General features: G+C 33.3%; 1 pseudogene. It reads right to left on the bottom strand.

Annotated features, from left to right (window positions below):
• Positions 1-279, bottom strand: a pseudogene (locus tag SB658_RS23370) (glycosyl transferase); the annotation flags it as partial.

Below are 279 nucleotides of genomic sequence, written 5' to 3'. Positions count from 1 at the left end.
ATTAACGAAACATTCATATCCAATGCTTTGAACAACTTCTTTCGTCAACGCATGCGGTACAGCTAATAAAGAATCAATCTTTAATTCTTCGCGCTCTAATATTGCATTTAATATTTGGCGCCATACTGTCACGGCGTGCGGTTTTTGTTTCTTTAAAAATAATGCGTCCAAATTATTTAAAACGATGTCGGCCTGATCATGTAAAATCGGATTAAGGAATAATTGTAATTTTGAAGTTTGAATAGCAAAATCACCATCTATAAATAGTAATACATCACC

The organism is Bacillus sp. SIMBA_008 (assembly GCF_046535495.1).
Classification (GTDB): Bacteria; Bacillota; Bacilli; order Bacillales; family Bacillaceae; genus Bacillus; species Bacillus subtilis.
Note: the sequence above shows the minus strand (reverse complement) of the source record. Positions and strands in the feature narration are given on the sequence as shown.